At 44.7% G+C, this 20,153-nt stretch carries 23 protein-coding genes and 1 pseudogene; 2 read left to right on the plus strand and 22 right to left on the minus strand.

Translation table 11 applies throughout. From position 1 onward, the window contains the following. Window positions 1-185 precede the first annotated feature (185 nt). The 7 genes and pseudogenes from ACFVU8_RS09430 to ACFVU8_RS09460 form a co-directional block, all read right to left on the minus strand. Window positions 186-875, minus strand: coding sequence for a M15 family metallopeptidase (locus ACFVU8_RS09430; RefSeq protein ID WP_387426984.1), 690 nt, complete (start codon window positions 873-875; stop codon window positions 186-188). Then, window positions 875-1,252 (minus strand): phage holin family protein, encoded by a 378-nt coding sequence (locus ACFVU8_RS09435; protein ID WP_387427234.1) that lies wholly within the window; start codon window positions 1,250-1,252, stop codon window positions 875-877. Before ACFVU8_RS09435 ends, ACFVU8_RS09430 begins: the two co-directional genes overlap by 1 nt. A 107-nt stretch (window positions 1,253-1,359) precedes the next feature. After that, window positions 1,360-1,587 carry a hypothetical protein gene (locus tag ACFVU8_RS09440; RefSeq protein ID WP_387426985.1) on the minus strand — a complete coding sequence of 76 codons (228 nt, stop codon included), beginning with the start codon at window positions 1,585-1,587 and terminating at the stop codon, window positions 1,360-1,362. Window positions 1,588-1,846: 259 nt separating this feature from the next. Further along, on the minus strand, window positions 1,847-2,113 hold the full coding sequence (locus tag ACFVU8_RS09445) for a hypothetical protein (protein WP_387426987.1): 267 nt from the start codon (window positions 2,111-2,113) through the stop codon (window positions 1,847-1,849). Window positions 2,114-2,116: 3 nt separating this feature from the next. Continuing rightward, window positions 2,117-2,923, minus strand: coding sequence for a phage antirepressor KilAC domain-containing protein (locus tag ACFVU8_RS09450; protein ID WP_387426990.1), 807 nt, complete (start codon window positions 2,921-2,923; stop codon window positions 2,117-2,119). A gap of 15 nt (window positions 2,924-2,938) precedes the next feature. Beyond that, window positions 2,939-3,016 (minus strand): annotated as a pseudogene (locus tag ACFVU8_RS09455) (helix-turn-helix domain-containing protein); the annotation flags it as partial. A 22-nt stretch (window positions 3,017-3,038) separates the two neighbouring features. Continuing rightward, window positions 3,039-3,338: an XRE family transcriptional regulator gene (locus tag ACFVU8_RS09460; protein WP_387426992.1), complete on the minus strand. Its 300-nt coding sequence runs from the start codon at window positions 3,336-3,338 to the stop codon at window positions 3,039-3,041. Window positions 3,339-3,502: 164 nt separating this feature from the next. Between ACFVU8_RS09460 and ACFVU8_RS09465 the strand changes: the two genes are divergently transcribed. After that, on the plus strand, window positions 3,503-4,234 hold the full coding sequence (locus ACFVU8_RS09465) for a hypothetical protein (protein ID WP_387426993.1): 732 nt from the start codon (window positions 3,503-3,505) through the stop codon (window positions 4,232-4,234). A gap of 117 nt (window positions 4,235-4,351) precedes the next feature. Here ACFVU8_RS09465 and ACFVU8_RS09470 read toward each other — a convergent pair whose 3' ends face one another. The 3 genes from ACFVU8_RS09470 to ACFVU8_RS09480 all read right to left on the minus strand — a co-directional run bounded on the left by ACFVU8_RS09470 (window position 4,352) and on the right by ACFVU8_RS09480 (window position 7,896). Continuing rightward, entirely contained in the window at window positions 4,352-4,903 is a 552-nt protein-coding gene (locus ACFVU8_RS09470) for a hypothetical protein (RefSeq protein ID WP_387426995.1), read from the minus strand. A gap of 64 nt (window positions 4,904-4,967) precedes the next feature. Next, window positions 4,968-7,016, minus strand: coding sequence for a phage tail protein (locus ACFVU8_RS09475; protein WP_387426998.1), 2,049 nt, complete (start codon window positions 7,014-7,016; stop codon window positions 4,968-4,970). Between the two features lie 61 nt (window positions 7,017-7,077). Continuing rightward, complete coding sequence (locus ACFVU8_RS09480) at window positions 7,078-7,896, minus strand: DUF4393 domain-containing protein (protein ID WP_387427001.1); 819 nt, start codon at window positions 7,894-7,896, stop codon at window positions 7,078-7,080. Between the two features lie 287 nt (window positions 7,897-8,183). On the opposite strand from ACFVU8_RS09480, the gene ACFVU8_RS09485 reads away from it, so the two are divergent. Beyond that, window positions 8,184-8,777 carry a hypothetical protein gene (locus ACFVU8_RS09485; protein WP_387427004.1) on the plus strand — a complete coding sequence of 198 codons (594 nt, stop codon included), beginning with the start codon at window positions 8,184-8,186 and terminating at the stop codon, window positions 8,775-8,777. A gap of 100 nt (window positions 8,778-8,877) precedes the next feature. Here the strand turns inward: ACFVU8_RS09485 and ACFVU8_RS09490 are convergent, their stop codons facing one another. From ACFVU8_RS09490 to ACFVU8_RS09545, 12 genes are all read right to left on the minus strand, one after another. Beyond that, window positions 8,878-10,029 carry an acyltransferase family protein gene (locus tag ACFVU8_RS09490; RefSeq protein WP_387427006.1) on the minus strand — a complete coding sequence of 384 codons (1,152 nt, stop codon included), beginning with the start codon at window positions 10,027-10,029 and terminating at the stop codon, window positions 8,878-8,880. Window positions 10,030-10,095: 66 nt separating this feature from the next. Further along, window positions 10,096-10,380, minus strand: coding sequence for a hypothetical protein (locus ACFVU8_RS09495; RefSeq protein ID WP_387427007.1), 285 nt, complete (start codon window positions 10,378-10,380; stop codon window positions 10,096-10,098). Between the two features lie 13 nt (window positions 10,381-10,393). Continuing rightward, window positions 10,394-12,076 (minus strand): glycosyl hydrolase family 28-related protein, encoded by a 1,683-nt coding sequence (locus ACFVU8_RS09500; protein WP_387427009.1) that lies wholly within the window; start codon window positions 12,074-12,076, stop codon window positions 10,394-10,396. A gap of 15 nt (window positions 12,077-12,091) precedes the next feature. Then, window positions 12,092-12,886 (minus strand): phage tail domain-containing protein, encoded by a 795-nt coding sequence (locus ACFVU8_RS09505; protein ID WP_387427011.1) that lies wholly within the window; start codon window positions 12,884-12,886, stop codon window positions 12,092-12,094. Then, the gene (locus ACFVU8_RS09510; protein ID WP_387427013.1) at window positions 12,883-17,235 is read right to left on the minus strand and encodes a hypothetical protein; all 4,353 of its coding nucleotides are present in this window, start codon (window positions 17,233-17,235) and stop codon (window positions 12,883-12,885) included. Before ACFVU8_RS09510 ends, ACFVU8_RS09505 begins: the two co-directional genes overlap by 4 nt. Before the next feature lie 3 nt (window positions 17,236-17,238). Further along, window positions 17,239-17,481: a hypothetical protein gene (locus ACFVU8_RS09515; protein ID WP_387427015.1), complete on the minus strand. Its 243-nt coding sequence runs from the start codon at window positions 17,479-17,481 to the stop codon at window positions 17,239-17,241. A 56-nt stretch (window positions 17,482-17,537) separates the two neighbouring features. Next, the gene (locus ACFVU8_RS09520; RefSeq protein WP_246317293.1) at window positions 17,538-17,963 is read right to left on the minus strand and encodes a hypothetical protein; all 426 of its coding nucleotides are present in this window, start codon (window positions 17,961-17,963) and stop codon (window positions 17,538-17,540) included. Between the two features lie 82 nt (window positions 17,964-18,045). Then, the gene (locus tag ACFVU8_RS09525) at window positions 18,046-18,603 is read right to left on the minus strand and encodes a hypothetical protein (RefSeq protein ID WP_387427017.1); all 558 of its coding nucleotides are present in this window, start codon (window positions 18,601-18,603) and stop codon (window positions 18,046-18,048) included. A gap of 3 nt (window positions 18,604-18,606) precedes the next feature. Further along, window positions 18,607-19,008 (minus strand): minor capsid protein, encoded by a 402-nt coding sequence (locus ACFVU8_RS09530; protein WP_387427236.1) that lies wholly within the window; start codon window positions 19,006-19,008, stop codon window positions 18,607-18,609. Between the two features lie 3 nt (window positions 19,009-19,011). Next, on the minus strand, window positions 19,012-19,458 hold the full coding sequence (locus ACFVU8_RS09535) for a hypothetical protein (RefSeq protein WP_387427020.1): 447 nt from the start codon (window positions 19,456-19,458) through the stop codon (window positions 19,012-19,014). Continuing rightward, window positions 19,451-19,768: a hypothetical protein gene (locus tag ACFVU8_RS09540; protein ID WP_387427023.1), complete on the minus strand. Its 318-nt coding sequence runs from the start codon at window positions 19,766-19,768 to the stop codon at window positions 19,451-19,453. The genes ACFVU8_RS09535 and ACFVU8_RS09540 overlap by 8 nt, the downstream gene beginning before the upstream one ends. Then, on the minus strand, window positions 19,765-20,148 hold the full coding sequence (locus tag ACFVU8_RS09545) for a hypothetical protein (RefSeq protein WP_387427025.1): 384 nt from the start codon (window positions 20,146-20,148) through the stop codon (window positions 19,765-19,767). Before ACFVU8_RS09545 ends, ACFVU8_RS09540 begins: the two co-directional genes overlap by 4 nt. Window positions 20,149-20,153: the final 5 nt, after the last annotated feature.

Raw genomic sequence — 20,153 nt, forward strand, 5'->3', positions numbered from 1 at the left:
TTATTAAGTATATATCTATATAATAATTAGAAAACTCCTTCTCAACAGCGTTTAATTGGTGTTATTTGGGATGATTTAGGGATGAATCGATAATTATTCTGCTCTAAATAAAAAGGCACTCGATAGACAAACAAAAAAAGCCTACCAGCCGGAGTCAGCGGGCATATTCCTGAGCATTTGAGAATTTACTTTGACGTGATATTGACTGTCTTGGTTACAGCGTCATACGTCACTGTAGCCCCAAGAGCTTCAGCCACAGCGCGCGCCGGTGTAAAGGTAGTGCCGTTGTCTAGTACGCCGTCAGTCACCTTCTTTCCGTTCACATTTACGATAACCTTCACTTCTTTGCTCATTGCTGGTTCCTCCTTTGGCTTAATCAATTTGTATATCCTGTCCACCGCAGAAACTGAAGGTTTTATGCCAGCGCGTAGTTGTGATGTACTCAGGTCAAATGTCATGTCAAAATGCGGGTAATCCTTACTTGATGTCCAATCTCCGCCCCAGCCGAACCCCAGCCGCTTTGCCTCATCTACTACTTCCAGCCAATCCGCCTGCCTGTTCCCGTTGCCATCCCACTTTAAATCCCAGGATACAGACTTACCATCAGGCAGAAGCAAGGCAAAGTCGATGGCCAGTCCGAAATTGTGATAACTGTATCCGCCCTTGGCATTGGTCACGATAGCCCCCGGCTTCGTGCGGCCCTGTGCGTACAAGGCGTCCTGCTCCGCAATGGTGCGTAACCCTTGTGTAATCAATATAGGTATTCCCAGTGCAAAACAGCGCTCGATCAGCGTAATTGTTGCAGCAGCTACAACCGGCTGTAAACCAGATAGCCGGGATGAGGATTTACTCTTTACTTGTTCCAATGTCAGCATTACTTCCCAGCACCCTTCTCCCCTGATTTCCCACGCAAAACCTCCACAGCCTGCCGCAACCCCGGCGGGATTGGCGCATCCAGACGACCAGCGTTTTCAATAAGACTTAAAAGCTCGTTTGAAAGGTAGAAAAAAATCGCAGCATCTCTAAATAGATGGTTTCCGCCTAATACTTGGTCAACCAAGTGCGCCACGGCCACAATAGCAAAGATGATGATCTTCCGCGCAATGCCCCATAGTCCAACCTTACTCTTCAACTTGCCCTCCTTGGCTGCTGCAGCTACGCCAGTAAGATAGTCCAGAACCACAAATACCAACAAGATAGTCAACAGTGCCGACCACCCCCCGAATAAAAATGCAGCAGTAACGCTTAACATCGGTAGCAAAATCTTAGTTATGCTCTCCACTAATCATCCGTCCTCTCAATATAAATAGCCCCCGGGGTCCCAAGGGCATAAAAAAAGCACGCTCCATGTTGGGCGTGCTAGTTCGCTGCTTCTTCTGTTTTAGTTTCAGTTTCTTCTACCGGCGGCTCTTTGTCTTTTTGAAGATTGGCTAGCGCTTCGCAGACCTTCACATCAATCGCCTCAAGGATCTCCTGATGCCGTTTGGGATGGTGGTTTAGAACGATGGAAATAATGTCTACCACTTCTTGCACCGGCTGGGTGAGATCAATGGATACTCCAATGCTAGTGATTTTCAGAGGAATCACCTCCTTTCGTGCAAAATAAAAGAGCCCCGCATTGCGGAACTCTGAAATAACAACTATGAGTGCACTTCATCAATTTTCTTGAATATAAATTGGTATACTTCTATAGGATCAACTCCCTCAAAAACCTTAATTGTCCGTATTTTGTCCAGGAATTCTTTATCGATCTCCATTTGCTTTCCTCCAATTAGGAGGACATGCCGTTTTACTTCTAAGATGTATGATGTTATTATGTTGTTGTAAGGGCAATGCCCTCTGTGTTTTACTGGTTCGCCTTCGCTTCCGCCAAGAAACGAGAAGGCGAACTTTTCTTTCCTCCGTCAATTACTTGCAATCTAGCCTTTTCTACGCAATCGCCATGCGCTATTGATGTCGAGCTAAAATCCCCACCATCTTGATAGATGGCAAGTATCCGCTCATCATCAATATGCATCTCTTCTCCGCATTTGAAGCATGCTGTGAATATTTCATCTCCGTATATCTCAACTTTTTCCATTTTTCCATTTACTTCAGTTTTTAGATAAAACACTGATTAACCTCCGATGCTTATTGCTTCCTCTGTTCTTTCAATCACTGGAATAATTCCTTCATTCTTCAGAAACTCATACAAGAAAAACCGCCCTTTTTGAGTCCATTTAGTTCTCATATTCACATCCGGTCTGCCGTCACTTCGAACAATGTTTATTGTATCTGAGTGTACGTATCCCTTATCATCATAATTACTGTACAGAAGCCACTGCTCTCCTTGTTTGTACTGCACCTTGAATTCATGTAACAGCTTATTAAATGCAGTGGCGCTCATTCCATAATCCTTTGCTATCTGATTAACGTTAACTAAACCTTTGTTTTGCAAAATTACATCAGTGTAATCAGCCTTCGGCTTCAGTTCTTGAATCAGTTGGTCTTTTTTCTGGCTTTCAAGTAAAAGAGCTTGTTTCTGCTCCGCTAGATCAGTGGCTAGGCGCAGTGCTTCAGGAAGAGATTGCGGTATTTGAAGCCCTGCTTCACCTTTCACTCGATAATAATCATCAACCAGCATTTCATATGCTTCCCAAGACCGGTCCGTGTTGAGTGACTTGGCGTGAAGCCATGCGCCTTTTTCTGTCCAGAGATAGAGAACTACTGCATTTTTTGAACCATCGTGAATTTCATGACGGTCTAGGAACTCCCTCTTCTCATCACCTTGAAGAATATAATAATGTTTGCCTTCGATATATCGTTTTTTATTCTGGTTATAGTTATAACTGATTTGCTGGCGATCTGCTTGATATGAATCTGCTAACTGTGATGACAACAAAACCCGCTGACCCTTGTGTTCGACTGGAATTAACGTACTCATCCCTTTTCATCTCCCTCATCCAGTTTCTTTTACATGCCCCAACAATTCCCCCACACCACATTCAAAAAAGTTACACAAAGTTTCAATTGTATCAAGATGGAGGCACTCGCTATTTTCACACCTCGCTGAATATTTCGCTTTGAGTACTAACCAGCTCTTTCAAAACATCTGTTGGTATTTTTTCAATGTAAGCTGCAGCCTTAAGTTTAGCAGGATCAATTTCAAGTGCTGTTGCCAGCGCGTTATTCAATTTGTCTCCTGCGGGTGGTAATTTACCATTTTGGAGTTTACTGATATACGCCTTGTTCGTATTTACCCCATGTTCCTTGATCAGAGCGGTTAGTTTACTCAATGAGACTTTTTTACCTTTAATCGACTCCTTTAAGATTAGAGAATATCGGGTTTCTTTCATCATTACAGACCTCCTTTCGAAAAAAAACGTTGTTACATAATGACTCCATGTAGTTAATGTATAACAACAATGGGTCGTTGTCAATACTTAATAACATTGATTCTTCTTCACAACGTTGACTATAGTCAACAACGAAAGCTACAATATAGTTACAGGAGAGTGAGTAAATGCAGTATAAAGACATCTTAAAAAAATATATTTCAGATTCTGGCTTCTCGTTGAGCAAGATTGAAGAGAGAATGCGTGAAAAAGGACATTCAACAAACAAATCCTATATTAGTAAGCTCCAAAATGGAGTTTATCCGCCAGCTGGTGAAGATATTACTCGTGCTTTGGCAGAAATCACTGGCGGAGATCCTCAACCGCTTATACTTGCAGGTTACATTGAAAAGGCTCCTCCTGAAATTCAAGACCTGCTAAAAAGAGTAAGCCAAGCTGAAGAATATCTTGAGGAACAAATTATTAACTTTCTCACAATAAAAGTTAAAGACGAAAACAACCTGTCCGCAGAAGAGAAAGGGTTTATATTTCAAATTTTCGAGGACATCGGTGTTCTTCTATTTGAAGAGAGTAACCAATTCAAAACTTTAGAACAGGTAAGAGAAAATTGTCTGGCTTACAGTTCACTCAAAGATAAGCAAACTCTACTCGAAATTATCAAGTCATATCTATCAGATAAAAATATAGATCAGTTCTATGAAGACAAATACAATGAGGTACAGCTACGACATAACGAAGCCATGAATTACGTCGATAAGATACATACCAAAAGGGATCTGCGGATGATTATTTGCGATGAAACTCCTTTGTCTTATAACGAAATAAAACTTGATGATGAAGCTAGAAAGGACATTATTACAATTTTGGATATTCTCTTCAAGAAGCCTTTTGGAAAATAATCTAATAATTATTCCGTTGATGGTTCACCTGTTTGCCATGGATTGTTAAAAGTACAAAAAGGCCTTGCTCATAAGAACGCGGCCTTTTTGCTTTCCCACCAGTGGAAATTATGATTATTACTTCTGCAATCCAGCAATCTTAGCATCAACGTCTGCGAGTTGTTGTTGAAGGGTAGCCAGCTCCGCTCTGAGTTGGTTAAGTATTTTCTCGCTTTCTTTTTTCGCACCTTCCCACTGAGGAATAGTAGTTGAATTAGGATTCTCTGAAATCAGAACATCCCACATATCAACTTGCGATTTTTTAAATTCAGCTATATGAGACTCTTTCTTTGAAATAGCCTCAACTATGTTTTGACGAGAAGTTTTCAGTTCGTCAATTGATCCGGAGACAACTGATGAAGATGCGGAAACAGAAGCCGTTGTTGTATCTCCCATAATAATCTTCTTCCCTTCCACTTTTAATGATGCTCCTGTAGCTTCAGCCACAGCACGAACTGGAGCATAAGCCGAACCATTGATAATTACGGCATCAGCGACCTTGGCTCCACCCTTTTCAATTAAAAATAACCCCTGCACTTTCTGGCCAATTAGACTCGAGGAATCTGCAAATGCTGTTACCCCTGCAAACAATAAAACACCGACAATAATACCAGATATAAACTTCTTCAAAGCCACATCTCCTTTGCTAGAATTGTATCTTTATTATCGGTGTTTCTAGGTAATTTTTACAATACTACGATACTGTGAAAGTACCGCCCCAGTTAACTGCACCAGCAATGCCATGATTATGAGATCCGAGATTCACGGTGTGTGAATGACTTGCGTTAGCTTTTCCAGCTAGCGCCGACCAGAGTGCATTTAATTCATTCTGTAAGGTAGTGTGCGCGGATTCGTTGTAAATACTATCCCAAGATTGAATTCTTACATATCCACTTGTTGGTCGTAAATCAATGTTACTTCCCGCTAGTGTAAGATTCCCATAAGCGCCAATGGCAAAGCCAATGCCTGGCGAATTATAAATCGTTGACTCATTCCCGTTAGCAAGAAACCTGATCTTACTAACTCCCCCATCATAGGCCGGAATCAATATCCCGCTGTGCTCATCCGAATAAACCCCGAACGCGATGGATGAAGGATCGATCTCTACCCGCGGGTAAATACCAGGAGCAGCTGTCCGGATCTTCGCCCCGGTTATGGTACCAGCATAAAAGTCGGTCTCATAAACTGAAGAAGCCTCGATCAAGCCTGTCAGCGTAATTGACCGAGCCACCACATCACCATTCATGTAGACGCGGAACGGCGCCGAGTGAAAGTCCGACCGCCCCGCAGCAATCCCGTTCAGATTGATCTGAGTAACGTTCTCCCCATCTCCTATCTTCATCTCTACAAAGTTACCCAGAATACCAACCACAGCCGGAGCAGACACCCCATTAGCCGTAATCGCGGTCATGGCTGTAGCGCCACCGTCTCGAGTAACTATGATCCCGTTAGAAGTCATAATGACCTGATCAAGTGCGTTGACCGTACTTTGCAGCACTATCCCCCGCCCGTCATACTTAATCTCAGTCTTAGATGCGTTGATGTCGATAACAGCCTGTTTGGCGAATTCCTCAAAGGCTGAAGCACGTACTCGGCCGCCGGACAGGAGATCATTCAGGATATGCTTGCTACGCTCCAAATCTGCAAGAACCTGCGTGTCATCCCGCATCATGTAATTGGAGAGCGTGGCCTGAGAGTGCTTATCCATGGCAAACGGATACTCCGTCAGCTCCAAAACCCGGCAGCTAATATTGACCATCTCCATGTCTGGATCATAGGCATAAACTGTGTCGCCCAGACCAGGCCGCTGCTCATCTGGATCAATCTTGTGTATATCCGCTGAACTGACGCCAACCTCGAATTCAGGCATTTCCTTCTTTCGAAGTGCTTCTCGGGTGGCGATCAGCAGCTCCTTGGGGTCCTCGATGTTTTGGTCGATTAGCTCCCCGTCGTAAAAAGTATTAATGTTGTTGGCCCAATACTGTGTATACGGCGAGATCAGGTAATTGACGGCTAGCTTGTTGTCTACGATGGCGCCGGGAACGGACTCCAGTAGGCTGCGCTCCTCCGCTGTCAGGTAGTCGGCAGATAAGCCTATGAATGTCCGGCCGTCCTTCATCTGGGAAAACAGCCGGGTCGTCAGGTTAGAAACATCGTCTTTGAAACTATCGCTAATGATGTTCTTGCCAAGACGATACTGGAACCCAGCGTCTTTACCAATCCGTTTATACAGGTGAATAACCGTGTTGTCCGGCTCGATCTCGCAGCCATACAGATTAATGACATCATTAAGCCCAGCAAGCGCCGTTGTTCTCCCCCAATCTTTAACATCACGAAGGTCAAACACGTCATGGAGCACGAAGGTATAAACACCGCCCGTAGCAGCTGTGATCCGGTCCAGGAGAGTAGTGATATGAACTCCATAGGCTTCGTCGATATATTGATTGTATGGAATCTTGAAGTCGATCATCTTGAACATGATGTGTGTACAGATGACCTGGGCGCTGATTACTTTGCTGTTGCGGTCCCGGCCACGACTCTGGACGACATAAAATTGGCCACGTTCATCCTGAACGTAGCCTTTAGGAATGATCTTTTCTTTGTAGTCAGCGCTGGTCATCGAGACTGTGAAGGATATCTCGTAATCGCTGTTGACCCGACGACGGCGCTGGACATCGGTAGATGCGACCAGCAGACCGGTTGGGGATCGGTTGCGGTCGAAGGATTTGAGGTGTTTTTGCATTGTGGGAGCTCCTTATATGAACTAAGCCTCTCCAGTTGGAAAGGCATCTTGATTTTATATTTTAAATACTAAGTTCCAACTTTTCCGTAAGTGTTATACTTTCTTTGAATATTTCTCCGAAAGGGGTGATTTCATATTTTCCTTTATGAAGTTCAACCCTTGCTGTTTCCATATTGCTCGCAGCAAGTTGCTCTTCCGCTCTCTTAACTTCGCTTAATAAGCGTTCATCAAGAGATTCAAATTCTCCAATTTCCTCTTTGAAAAATTTAAAAAATTTAGCAATTAATCCACATCTAGATAGGTTATTAAGATAGAAATTTGAATTTTCAGGAAAATCCAGTTCAACATGATCAACTATATTCGACGAAATAACGTCGTAATATATTGAACTTCCAAAATTAATAACCACTAATTCAGTAAACAACACGTACTGATTGTTCATATAAAATTCATTGAAAATTTTCGCTTCATCTGAACTCAAATTTTTGATTACATCTATAAAACCTGGATGAGCATATTTCGCCCTTTCAACTGTAGAAGCGTTAACCAATAAGTTTAGGAAAAGTTCCGCGATATCTTCGTTTGTCACAGTAAATAGTTCGTCAAGTATTTTCAAACCAATAGTTGGCTGCACAACTCCTACATTCTCCTCAGGTATTGCCTCCATCTTTTTCCGATAATTATCCATATGATGCTGAAAGAAGACATTAGCATTGGCATTAGCTAGTTTTAATGGCAGTAGAATAGTATTTCCTAAATCCAAAACTGTGCCTAAAGCCTGTCCTACCTTCTGCACTCCAGGTTGAGCTAAATCCGGATAAACCATCTTCATTATTTTTAGTCCGTTATCTGTTACCTTACCAAGCCCCAACAAATCCATATATTCCCACCCTCGCATTATTTATTTCTAACTAATACGAAAGCAAGGAATAATTGTCTCATTTTCTCGAAAGATTTGTTGCGTAGTATGGTCCTTGATTTTTGCAATAGTAAAAATCCTCCAATCCCTATAGAATGGATTTGTCATCGCCATTCATTGGAAAGGAGGAAAGTCAATTTCACAGCAAGTGTGGACACCTACTAGCTCTTACCTGATTCGCAATCGTTCGCTCTTCGGTGTATGTGCGATGCAACCACACACTCATACTATATACCAGGAGGGTAGAAATGTCATCAAAGCAAACAGTATTTAAAAACATTGATGATACACTTAAAACAGTCGAACTTGCTCTAAAAGATTTAAAAAATGATCTTCCAGAGCGTAGACACGCTTCAATTAGAAACATCATTACTTTTGGTCGTAGCGTTACTTTTGCAATTCAAAAACTAAAGTCACATGTTGATGATTTTGAAACTTGGTACAAGCCGAAACAGCAAGAAATGATTGAAAACCCTCTGTTCAAATTTTTCAACGAAGTTCGAAACCAAATTATTCATGAAGGAAGACTTGATACAAGTGTATCCACAAACATCACTTACTTTAGCACTCTTTTTCTAGAGTACATGCCTAAACCTCCAAACTATACCGGCTTTTTTATGGGGGATGAAAATGGAGGTTCGGGCTGGAAAATCAAGAACGAATTCGATGAAGAAGAGAAGTACTACATTACATTGGGCAAGGAAGCAGTCGATGTTCAGCTTTCATTAGTCGGATTGCCTGAAAATCTTCCGTATGAAGACACTTCTGTTCTAAACTTGAGCACAGTGTATTACGATTATTTAAAAAACCTTGTCAATGAAGCGAAAGCACAGTTTGCTTAATCAAAACAAATACCGTCAGTTGCAGCTGGCGGTATTTGTTCATGAACAGTATGGTCCAACTACGCTTAAAAAACTATATTTCTATAACTCTCTCTAGAAACTAAACAACCTTGGGCAAGACCTTTTCTATACTTTCATTCTTATTGACCAAAGTGATCTTGTCTCTGTAATTCAAGATTGGTTTCTCAACAAACCTATACATTAAGGTGCCTAAAATAAGGCATGCTACTAAACTCACGATCCAAAGAGCAATGATTATTAATAATGTGCTCGGTAAAGATAAAATATCTGAAATTTTATTTATAACCATAAATACATATGGGTGCAAAAGATAAACTGAATAGCTTGTTATGCTAAAAATAAACACTACTTTGGCGATAATACCTTTAGAATTTTGATTAACTCGTGTATTTGATTCCAAGTAAGATAAAATAAACATTATAGTTATCGGGCAAACAGTAAAGAATAATGTTCTTGCGTAAAATGAATGATCGATAGCTCCAGACTTAGAATAAATGAACATAACATATGAATTAATTAAAAATAACAGTAATGAACATCCTGCAAAATACTTAGAAGCGAATACTTTCATATAAATTTCATTGTAGTAGTGTTTAATACCTGCTAATAGTACACCAAAAACAATACTATCCATTCTAAAATGGATTTGTTTTCGAATATTAAAATCAAATTGAGGATCAACTAAATAGGTGTAGATAATTCGCGCTGACAATTCAATCATGATAATTGAAAAACATACACCAAAAAACATCGCTTTCTTACGACTGCCCATTATTTTTGTGCAGATAAGAAAAATTACGGGCAGGATTAAATAGAACCATTCTTCTATAGATAGACTCCACGAAACGGGGAATGCACTCAAATGTTCTGCACTGTAGTTTTGTATAAATAACAAATTGCCCCAGTAAAAGTCTCGACCACGGATAATGAACATCCCTAAAAGAACCATGTAATAAATCGGAAGTGTTCGATACCATCTACGAATATAAAAAACCTTTAATGATGCCCACTTTGGAGTACCAATAATATCTCTGATGATTATCTTCCCTATAAGGAAACCGCTGAGTACAAAAAATAACTCTACCCCCAGAATCCCTGAAACCTCCATGATCCCATGAATTGTTTCTCCAGATTCAAACCTTCTAATGTAAAACGCTGAAATTCCGTGACAAATTAGAACTAACAGAATTGCAGTACTGCGAAGAATATCTAGACCTTCATTCCTTTTCATTATAAGCCTCCATTACCAAATTATCTCTATGGAGTATATCATCAAAAGGAAGTTATAGGTATATTGTTAGGCTATATTTTCTTCTAGAACGTCGATTGCTCCTTTAAATTCCGTCAGAGTTTTGAGATACTCGTACCCCTGCCTATGGTAGTTTTGTGACGTATTCGAAATGTCCGGTACGAAGTTAAAATGTGATATCTGAAAACAGTCTAACGTTCCCGCCAACGTTTGATTAGGATAGTAGTAAAGTTGGATATCCATCGATTCCTTTCCTCCGTGAAGCAACTCAATCCTTGCATATGCCGCTTCGACATTAATTCCTTTGAAATTCACATCCAATTGTAATCCCATAATTACACCATCCTTAAGGTCTTTGTTTCTGAATGAAATTAACACCGAATCCTAATGCAGGATGCGCTATCGCTGCTGATGTGGTATTCAGTATCCTGAGGTAGAGATTTGTGCCATAAATGAAAGGCTCCATATAGAGCATCCCCGCAGGCGGTTTTGCGCTCCCGTTAAAGCTCATTTCTGGCTTCACATTGAACGCGTTATAAGTTACACCCAACGGAAAGGATAATTCGACAAGTGTGTTAGCAGGAACTGTTTGGGCCGTGATGGACAAAAACAACACGTCTGCAACATTTAAAGCGAAGGGAAATCCACCAACTGACGGTTGCCCGCATTTGAAATCATATAGAGCACCTTTACTTGTATATTTCACTTCGACCTCTACACCGTCCCTAGTATCATAAACATTATTACCGGATGGCAATTCTCCGCCTCTTCCTGTATATCTTATCGTCTCCATTCGGAATTGTGATATAGTCGGTATATTGAAATGATACCCGGATATATCATTAAGAGTGATCTGGGATACATAGAGATATCCGGTAGCATTAGAGCCACTATCAACAAAAGCATTCGTGCATCCAGAAATATACCCATTTACATACGCAAGGTGAGCAATATTATTTAATCTGACGGCATTCAAACTACCTTCAATGTATAAGTTTGTGGCTCTAACATTTCCGCCGCGAACATTTAGAGCAGCATCAGAGCAAAATTCTATTTCAATATCTGAAATAGATATATCTGTTGTATCTAGTCCTGTCACCGACAATACAATATCCGAATCAGAAATACTCGAAGCATAAGACTGTGTTTCATAAACCCCTGTCGTATTATTAAATATTCTCGCGCCGCGAATACGAGTAGCAAATGCGCGAAATAAATTCAGTCCTTTAGCAAAGTTAGTTACATAAATGTCTGTTAGATATACATTTTCTGACTCACTCAAATCAATTCCTATCCCCGAAAATGCTCCTCCGACTTCTGTACCAATGATACGGATGTTCTCGATGCTGTTAAATGTCGATCCTGTTGAATTCTTAAGTCCGTAGCCAGGCCCGAACTTAAGAATAGTATTGTAGCGACTTTGTCCTCTAAAAGAGGTGTTATTTTTTAATACCAAATCTCCATTTATGATGTATGTCCCATCAGGTACAAAGAATTCAGTTCCTGAGTCCAGCAAAGTCTGGAAAGCAGCATGATCATTTGTTACTCCGTCCCCTTTAACACCTATGAGTGGTGAAGGTGGATATTTTACATTGACTCCCCGTCCAATCAAATTATCCGCAGTTTCCGCCAACTGCGCAGCAGTCCGGAGATAATCTTTGTCCAGTCGATCCTTAAGCGTAGGCTGATCTACTCCGAATGTATCGATCTTGGCCTGGGCCGCCGCAGGGCTACTGTCGCCGTTAACAACCAGCGTATCAACCGCCTGCTTCTGCTTATCCACAGCGTCCTTAAGGTTTTTAGCTCCCACAACAGCACCATCATAAGTGATGTGCTCCGCAGCATGCGCAACTTGAGAACCTTCATGATTGGTGATTCGTCTATCCTGGACAACCAATTCCGATTCAGCCGTAATCAATCGGTTGTTGTGGCCGGTTAAATCAGTCTCGATTTCCGCATAGTTATCGTTATGTCGCTGGAGATTAAGCAGGTCCAGCGTCTTCGTGATGATGCGGCGTTTAAAGTTCATATCCGCACTCCTTTCTCAGAACACGTATTTATAGCGATAGATGATTTCTAGGGCAAACGCTGGCGCGGTCGCAGAGACTGTGAAAGTCGTCTGACCAGGTAGAAGCTCGAAAAACACCCCATTGCTGCGGCCCCAAGCATTTGTCCCATTAAGTTTAACCGTACACTTGTCCGGATCGCTGTCGATCTCAAGAACATCATTCGCACCGATACTCCCGGTAAATGTAAAGGTCTGGCGACCGTCACTAATCGAAAGGTCCGTAAATGATCCGCTAATTCTCATCAGCGGATACGTTCTCTCCGAACCGATGTTATCCAACGTTACCATCTGCCCGCTCGTCGTAATGGAGAATGAAGAATCCGAGATATAAAAATAGCCCTCCCCGAAGGAAAGGCCCTGCCCGTATTCCCTAAGCTCCGTATCCTGCTGCGACTCCGGCCAGGGATCGTCCATTTTCAGCGGAACATTGATCAATCGATTTCCTGTGGAAGTATCGAATGACATTGATCCGCGATATTCGGCAATATACCGCTTGCCTGGTCTGTCATCAAAGACAATGATTAGTGGACCACGCCGGATGCTGAACACACTGGCCAGCTTTGCCACAGTGCCGTCGTAATCATCACCCATGACAAATAGACCCAAACTGATAGGCCGGGCCGAATAGGTGCTACCAAAGCTTTTCACGCCGTCTCTCCCCGCAATCTTGACGGTGTTCTCTTCCGTTTCTGGTAAGGGAGGAATGTCACGGCTGACCAATTGGATATTCAAGGTTGAAAGCCAGACGCCGTTCACAGAAACATCGTTCATCCGGACTTCACTCCCATCGTCTGAAGCCGGCGGGCTGACTTTTCACGCTCTGAATACATAATTTCAGTGTCTGCCCGGTCCTCTAGAGTGACGCCATTAACTGACATGTCAAAGCTATTATGGATGACTGTCTCAGACTTCACCGGACCAGTCGAAGTTGTTGAAGGCATAACAGAATCGAGCAGCCGGAAAAGACTACGCTGTTGCTGTGGATTAAGAACGATTTCACCGGCGTGTGCGATAACGGGGACTGCTTCACCTGATAGACCCTGCACAATACCACCAGCACTAAACTGCTGCAGCTTCTTGCCACTGTCTTCAGTTATTCCGTAACGGTCGCGCAGCTCTTGATTACGTTTCGACAATTCCGTCATTTTCGCAGTGTCGCCAGTAGCTTTTGCTCGATCCCAGGCGTCCTTATTCGCATTGTACTCTTCAAGGTCCCGGTCTTTCTGTGACGCCGCTTTTGTTGCAGTTACCTCGGCCATTTTCGACTTGTACTGAGTGACAAAGGTGTCCAAGTCCTTCAGAATCTCAGTATTAGCCTTAGCAGATTCGGAAACCCGGAACGCAGCAATACCGGACTCGATATCCTTAATGTCGCCACTGTATGCGTCAAAAGCCGCTGTTAATGCGTCATACTGCGCTTCAGCATTCGTTTTCTCTGTCTCGAATGCAGCCAGTTGGGTCTCTTTTTCCTTCTGAAGCGCGGTTTTCTGCGACTCCAGCTCACGCTTGCGCAAGTCGCGGTTGTGATCAAGGACGAATTTATTTCGTTCTTCAATTAACTTTTCCCGTTCTTTCTTGCCTTCATTACTTACTGCAGAAGAGAGAAGGTCAATTCTAGCATTCTTCTTCGCCAGCTCTTCTCCAAAGTCGATATCACTGTTAGCTTCTGATTCCTTCGCCAACAAATCATCAATCGCTTTGATCTTCTCATCCTGAGCAGCTAAGTACTTCTTCTTACGCTCCTCAATTGCTGCTAAGTCAGCCTTTTTAGCGCCATCAATCCGCTTCTTCTCTTCCTTGACAAGATCATCCGCGAGCTTTGTCGTCTTATCCACGAGGGACTTTCGCGCTTGGTAGAGTTGTTCATCGGCCTTCTCGTAAAACTCTGAGTCCTTACCGTATTGATCACGCAGCTCAGTCCACGCCTTTACCTTATACTTAGCGATCTCACCCTCGGTAGAACCAGTATCTTCGAGTCTGCGGATTTCCTTATCAATAAGTTTGGAACGGATATCGTACGTCTCTTTGGTTTCCTTCTCCGTTGCTGAAGCAAGATCCTTACGGGCTTTCCGTACTTGATCATCTGCTTTCTTATACTCTTCGCTGCCTTCCTTGTACCGTTTCAGGACGTTTTCCCACATATAAAGGCGTGAGTTCGCCATTTCGCGTTCGGTCTTTCCCGCGTCCTCTTGACGCCTCATCTCCTCGTCGATTCCTTTGGCGGATGCGTCGTAAGTCTTTTTGATTACGTCTTTGCGCGCCTTATATACCTCTTCGTCCGCTTTTTTGTACTCATCGGAGTCCTTTTTATATCGGTCACGCATGCGCGTCCAGGAGCTTAGCCGCATTTCTGCGATCTGTTTCTCCGTTTTTCCGCTATCTTCCATACGTCGCTCTTCCTGCTTGATCCACTCGGCCGAAAAATCGTACTGTGCCTGAATGCTGTCTTCGCCCAGCCGCTTAATCTGCAGCGCCAAGGTGCGAGCATCATCAATGGACTCTTTCAGAAACTGCGCGTGCTTCTTACGCAAGGCTTCATACTTCTCAAGTTGCTTTTCCGGAGACAGGTCAAAATAGTCTGCCTGAAACTGAACAGTTTTGAGATCAGCATCATACGCCTTTTTACGGGCTTCAGCCGCCAATTCCTCTGGGGTCTTTCCTTTCTTAGGTTTCGGCCCTTTCTTCGGGTCTGGCGAAACAATATCTTTGGTGAACTCCTGAATGCCCTTCTCCACCTGGTTCGCAAGCTTATCCATATCATTCATTGTTTCCTTATAATTGGATAGCGCTGCTTCAGCCTCATCCTTCTTCTTCTTGGCCTCCTCCGTCACGGTCTTGGTTAGCCAGTCATTATAAACAATATCCATGACACCAGGTGTCTTGCCACTCATTTTCGCCTCACCTTGTTGCACGCTCTCCGAGAAGGTTGTTGCCTTGCTTTGGTTAACCAGAGCCATGGCTTCGATCAACTTCTGATAGTTGTTTATCTGGGCTTTTACCGCAGCTGCTTGTGCCTCGACCTCTTTTTTATAATTGTTAATTCGCAATAACGCCTGCTTACCAGCTTCTTCTGTGAATTTCTTATCCTCATTAATCTGTTGGATAATCGTATCTATGTTGTCAGCCCGTATTCGCCCATCTTCGCCCTGGTAAGCATTGAGCTGCGGGTATTGCTTGATCAAGTCATTGGTGATCTCGACCAAGCGGTTCTTCTGGGAAGCGTCCAGAGTCTGCAAACCATTGAGATTCTTGAATTCAGCAGCTAGCGCAGACATCTGCGTGAGTTGTGTCTTCTTGGTTGCAATCGCTGCGGCGTCAGCCCTGTCCTGCTCAGTGATGACGTCCGTTGTGGACTTGATTGCTGCTTTCATCTCTCCGAGCTTCTGCGTTGCGTTTTCTACGCCAGTGAAGCCCATTCCGCGTAGTTTCTCGTCCATTTCTTTAAGTGCCTTATTGATGTCCATCGCTTCGGCCAGCATCTGCGGGGTTCCCTCTCCCCGCTCCCCTGCCGCTTGTATTTCATTAATCCGCTCCTGTAGCTTCGCACGTTCCTCTAGCGCAGTCGTCAATTCTTCCGTCTTTGCTCTGAGTGTGTCTACATCGTTGGCGGTTCTGTCTACAGCGGCTTTATCCAGCACGGCGTTCAGTTCCTTTTGCTTCTCAACCAGTTCAGCAGTAGCCTGCTTTGCCTCGCTGCTCTTGGTGACAAGATAGGTTATTCCGCTCACCAGCGCACCGATCGCTAATACGCTCCAACCAATAGGACCACTTGAAGCCCCTAGAAGAGCGAGAACAGCTTTTACTGCTTTAATAGCCGGCGGCAAGAGCAGCAGCGCGCTCACTAGTGCCAGTACAGCGACCGTCCCGGCATTAACGCCAGATACCAATCCTTTATGCTCCTCGGTAAATTGAGAAAATTCCTTAATTAGCGGACTTACCAAAGCCATGACTTGCTGAAGCGCTGGTATAAACGCATCTCCGAGTTCTGCTCGGGCTTCGGCAATAGTCTTGTTGAATGTGGCCTGTACACCTGTGTAACCAGTCATAGCAGCATCTGCATTTCCGGCGAAGATAGCCGACTCCTGCAAGATTCCGTTATAGGCCGCTTGCACCTTTTGAGCATCCGTGAGCTTGTCTGCTGTCGTACCGATCGATTTAGCATATCTGTCGTACATAACCGATAGGTTTGTCGTTATACCAGCTGCATCAGTCAGGTCAGAGTTGCCTGACTTGATGCCTTGCGCGACTTGCTGAATGGCTTCTGCCCAGGACAAATGCGCTTCCCGGTTATAGGTCGCAGCGTCCGCCGTTGCTGTAATGATCTCCTTAGTCTGATCCAACGTCAGACCGGCAGATACATAGGTTTTCACCGTATTATTAAGCGCGGTCTGATCAAGCCCCCAGCGGTCGGACAGATCTTCAGCCAACTGGATGGATTCGCTAGTGCTGACGTTCATACCCTTAGCTACTTTAGTCAGGCCTTGAAAAGAGTTGGACAAATTCTGCGCTTCCCCCGCAAAGGTTGTAATGGTGCTCGTCAGCTTTGACAGTAGCGCACCCGCGCCAAGCGCAGCAAGGGAAGATGTCAGGGTATCAATGCTGCTTGCAGAGTCTTGCACCTGGTTCTTCACCTTCCCAGCAGCTTCCCCAGCCTTTTCGACCGACTTAGCGGCCACTCCGGAATCTGAAGACATCTGTTGCATGCCTTTAGATGCTGCCTCCAGACTGTCCTCAAGATCCCAGATTTGTTTTGCCGTCTTATCAGAAGCAGCAGTAAGCCGAAGGACGGCACTCTCGGTATTGACGATCTGCTCCTGGAGCTTATTCTTCTTCCCTTGGTCGAACGTATTGTCATAGGATTGCTTCAGTTCCGCCAATTTTGCCCGTTGGATATCTAGTTTAGCGTTAATGTTATCCAACACTGCAGTAAGTTGGCCGACCTTGCCCTTTTTAGAGGAAATGTCCTCGAGCGCAGCATTCATCGCCTGAAGGTCAGAAGCTGACTTCTTCCCCTGCTCGCCAATGCCAGCAAGATCCCGCTTGACCGCCTGAATCTCCTGTTTCAGCGTCTGTGTATCAGCGGTAAACCGGGCTTGTAGTTCTCCGATCATCGTCGTCAACCATCATCCTCCTCCCTTCATGCGCGCAAGTTGCGCTTGATACTGTTCCTCTGCCGATTTCGGCGGCTCTGGAGGTGGCTTCGGAAGCGCAGCGGTAATCCGGTTGAGCACTTCTTCCCGCGCCTTATCGTCGATGATATGTGGCAATGATACTACATCCAGATACTGTAGCAGCTCCCCTGCCCGGACTTGGTCCTTGATTTGCAGTAGACGGGGTACATCGATCTGGTAATAGTCGTTCTCCACTTCACGCTGCGTCTTTCCCAGGATGATGCAAGCCCGCAACATAAATTCATCGATGGTTATTGTTCTTGGAGGGCCTGATTCATTCGCTTGACGATTGACTGCACGAACTGCTGCGCCGCCGGCGGAATCAGGCCCGTCAAGTTTTTTAGGGCTGCGTTCATGTCGTTCTTTTCCCAAGCAAGCTTCAGGTACTCCGAACACTCAGCCAGGCTGGCATGCTCACTTAGCTCCTCAATGTCTATGTCGCTGAGCAGCGAGGTCAGTTCGTAAATCTCGTCGATGGCCACATCCGCACCGGCTACGATAAATACGGAACGGTCTGTTTCCGGCGTCAAGAACAACTGCACCAAAAAATTTCCAATTGTACCGATGTGGTCAGTAAGCTTCTTCATGCGGTTGCGAGTTAGCTTCGGAACAGTCACCTGCCGTCTGCCGAGCTTCAATACTTCCTTTTTGCCTAACAATGCTCCTATGTTTAACAAGGCGTTCGCCTCCTCCTTAATCGTTGTAAAAAGAAAAAAGGAGAAAGCCAGCGCCCTCTCCGTGATCATATAACGCAATGTATTAAGCTGTAGCTGTAACTGTGATGTCGCCCCAAGTATACAACAGACCCTTCGGTGTTGCATCAAGGGCAGGGTATACCATAGCAGAGATCGTCATCTTAAGGTTGTCATCTAGTTTATAACCAGCGTTCACATCAAACTTGATACCTACACTTTCAAGGTAGATATAGCGTGAAGGATCAGTGACTCCCTGCGGTTTAATGACTGCACGCTTCTGAGGCAGCTCCTTACCTGCAAGGCCAGATACCTGATATTTCACCTTAGTCTCATCATCCCCATCTACAACCTTCGTTGCATTTGGGTTATACTTCGTGACCTTCTCGAAGTCCATATCCGGCGTTTCGAAGTTGATTGCCCCCGTTGTTCCCGTCGCAATGGATTTCACGGGGGCAGTACCGGTCTGGTCCGTCGTGGGCTCGAAGTAAGTAGTTGTTGTGGTGAAGTTGATACCCCCTTGTGTCAGGTCGATAATGATGCCGTCTGACCCAAGAATACCTTTATCATCTACTCCCCACTCAAAGATACCGGGTCCGGCATAGATTTTTTTCACATCACTCATGAACTAATCCTCCCTTGTATAGAAAATGAAATTGATTGAATAGGTGGGTCTGTTTTTGTCGTCCAGCCCCAAGTAGATTGGCGGTTGTGCAGCAGTGCTGGAGAAAACATGCACTGCACCGGCGGTATAATTCGGTTTACGATGCAGCAGTTTCTTCAATCCTTGGGCAATCAGTTCTGCTGCCGCCATGTTGTTTGGGGCAGCTTTGTAGGACTTGCCCTTAACTATTACCTGGAATGTCGGCCGTTCTGTCGGTACGTAGTCATGCGGCGCATACCCACCGGTACCAAACACGAAGAGACACGGTAGCTTCGTTTCCGGCAGATCCGCTGGAAGGAAGTTCGCGTCCGGGTAAACCGTATAACCGGAAGCCGTCAGGTAAGCAATCAGGTCATTAGCAACCATCACCTACCCGCCTCCCAACACTTTGGATAATTCTTCGATGATCAACTTCTCGTTCATCTTGATTGCCCTTTCCAAGAATTTAGCCCCCGGCATCTCGCCGTTGTAAGCACCCTTGGACAGCGTCTTCTCCCCGGGCTCCATTAGACGAACAGCTCCGCTGGCATCCTTATAAAAACCTTCATGCTGGATCACGGCGTAACTATCAACATCCGGAGTTGTCCCAAAGTCGATGTACGACACGCCGATCAGCTGCTTGACCTCCCCGATAGTGAGCGCAGCTTCTAGATCTCCATGATCAAGCGGTGCCAGCTTCTTAGCATCGTAGATGACCTTCAGGGCGAGAGTGTACAGTGTCTTATCAACCCGACTGTCAATCTCGTCAAGTGTTGCATCCAAGGCTGTGAAGATGGCGTCCAGGCCCTCCAGTTCAAAATTAAATCCGCTAGCCATATGCAATCACCTTCTTCACATCGTCGGTACCAAGATACTTTCGGATCTCATAATGTTGCACGTCAATACGGATCTCGGCTCCAAGTTGATTACTATATAGAAAGTAATCGTCGAATCCGATCGTCACAGCGCCCTCGATATGGATCGCATACGCAACCTGAATCTCCTCGCCCTTGGCATTCTTGATCAGCCGCTGCTCTTCCACAACCTTGGCAGCTCGCACCGTTTCTGCGGGTGGTAACGGTCGGCCCCAGTCATCTACACCGGAATGATAATGCGTGACAGTGGCCGGATAGCCAAACAAGCTCATATCAGGCTCCCTCCATATTGGAGATCGGTGCCACCCGCTGCTTCCTCTTCGGCGATCTCACTGGCCGTCTTGCCCAGAAGATCCCGTACATCAGGTGCCACAACATCACGGATGCCGCTATACGTGACACCCTCGCCATTATCGTTGACTGACTTAACGCTGTGCTTCTGATATTTAAGCGCCGGATCCAGCCCCTCCATTTCCCAAATAGCTTGCAGGGAGACCAACTCAACGGTCAATACGACAGTCGGGTACCAACGGGCGAGGTTGCGTTCCGCTTGCTTGACGGCCAAAGGCTGCTTTAAAGGCAACTTGTCCCAAGCAACGGTATCCAGCACGTTGTCTGCAATCCACGCGTTGACCTCATCGATTGTAAACATGGCCG

Origin of the sequence: Paenibacillus sp. NPDC058177 (genome assembly GCF_042883835.1) — a bacterium.
Taxonomy (GTDB): domain Bacteria; phylum Bacillota; class Bacilli; order Paenibacillales; family Paenibacillaceae; genus Paenibacillus_AQ; species Paenibacillus_AQ agri.